The sequence below is a fragment of the Novacetimonas pomaceti genome (genome assembly GCF_003207955.1).
Classification (GTDB): Bacteria; Pseudomonadota; Alphaproteobacteria; order Acetobacterales; family Acetobacteraceae; genus Novacetimonas; species Novacetimonas pomaceti.
In genome coordinates this window covers 1-1,681 of sequence record NZ_NOXG01000086.1, presented here as the reverse complement: position 1 = coordinate 1,681, position 1,681 = coordinate 1, and the positions used below count along the sequence as shown (strand labels likewise).

Genomic DNA, 1,681 nt, shown 5'->3' with positions numbered 1-1,681 from the left:
GCAACCACCATACCTTCGACCTGGATCGGGGTCGGATCATTCTTATGGAAGACCTGATCAACGCGGACAACCAGCCTGTTCAGATGTCCCCCGGCCCTTCTGACGGATGCTTTCATCCTGTCGCCAGCGAGTGGACCTGAATCAGCTTCCAGGATGATTTCTCCCCCGAGATCGCTGTTGGTTGCTGAAACCGTATGGGCGTAAATCCCCCGCCCGGCAGGAACAAGGACGCGGGAGAGGGCCGTCTGGGAATTTGCTGTCGCCGCCGAAGTTATTGAAGGGGAGACCACCGGTTTTTTTGTCTGCTCCCTTCCGGTTTCCGTCTTTTCATACAGGACATTTGTGACCGGAAAGCGTCCATCAAGACGGCCCGCGAGATCCATGATCGCATGTCTGTATGCGGTGATGGCGTCTTTCTGGAGCTGCGGGTCACGTGGCAAGGCGGCGCGGAAGGCTGCATCCGTCTGCACGGGTACGACGGGAACGCTTGGCACGACCTCAGGTGCGTGCGGGGCTGGCGCCGCGGCGGCCCTGGCCATCGCCGGGTTGGCGTCCGCCCCGACCTCCTGGGCGACTGCGGGCGGGGGAGGCTTGTCGTCGGGATGGGCGAGCGTGCCCGGCGCAATATCAGGTGAATACGACTGTCCCGCAGTCTGTGCCCGACCAGCCTCGTCGCGGATCTGATCTTCGCGGAGTTCCTGCTGACGCGGATTGGAATTCAGGCCGCCGGGCAGGGGGTTGGCGGCAGGCGGCCTGCCGGGGTCCGAGCGTGGAAGCTCCTTACGGTGGATGGTGGAGATGAGTAGCGTGACGCCAAGAACGGTGCCGATACTCCCAAGGATTGCGAGCAGACGCCGGTTTCCGCCCCGCGACGCATCACTGAACAGCTGGTTGAATCTGGGTTTCATCACTGTGCGTCCCTGATATGGGCCGAGACCGTCCGTCCCGCGTCGGAGAGAAGGACAACGGGAGACTCATGGAAGGCATAGAGCGTGTATCCCCCTTCACCGTGCTCCATGCTGTCCGATGAAGGCGTCATGAGGTGAAGGCGCGTGCGAAGATAGACCTCGTTTCCAATCCGCCATGCGCGCACGTCATCGGGTGAAATACCCTCGACGGCCAGCGGAATGGCTGACGCTGGTGGGATGCCGCTTAGCATGGCGTTCATGTAGGGCTCGCCTGTCGCAGGCACTCCGGGGCGGCTGTCGACCGGCTCCCGGGCATTGGGTCCTCCCTCGGACATGCGAACGGTCAGGTTGTCATCGTAGGATCCACGCCCCGCGATCAACAGGAAGGAGACCGGCTTTGGCGCGTTCTGAAGCGTTACGAGCAGTCCACCTCTGGGCTGGAGCGACATCGGTTCGATATTGATGGTATTGGAACCCTTGAAGGGGACGCAGGTATAGAAACCTGTTGTCTCAACCGCAGGATTCCCGGCTGATGCGCCGCTTTTGCCGGAAGCACAGTTCGTGCTGCCGTCCGGGTTGGCGGAATTGCCAGATGTATTCCATGCGATCGGCCAGGGCTGTCCCGTGCTGTCCACGAAGGACAATGCGGTCGGATAGCCTTTTGTCGTAAAGATCAGGCTTGTCTGCTGACCAGGCGCAAAGGAGACACGGATCGCCGGGCGCGCATTAGGGGTCGCGAATTCCGTGCCGACCTGCTCCGTGGCACGACGCAC

General features: G+C 61.7%; 2 protein-coding genes. Both read right to left on the bottom strand.

Annotated features, from left to right (window positions below; translation table 11 throughout):
* Positions 1 to 908, bottom strand: a 908-nt coding sequence (locus tag CFR71_RS15695) for a type IV secretion protein DotG (protein ID WP_110532237.1), incomplete at its 3' end; no start/stop codon positions are given.
* A partial coding sequence (locus CFR71_RS15690; RefSeq protein ID WP_110532235.1) for a DotH/IcmK family type IV secretion protein occupies positions 908 to 1,681 on the bottom strand: 774 nt, incomplete at its 5' end. The genes CFR71_RS15695 and CFR71_RS15690, both read right to left, overlap by 1 nt.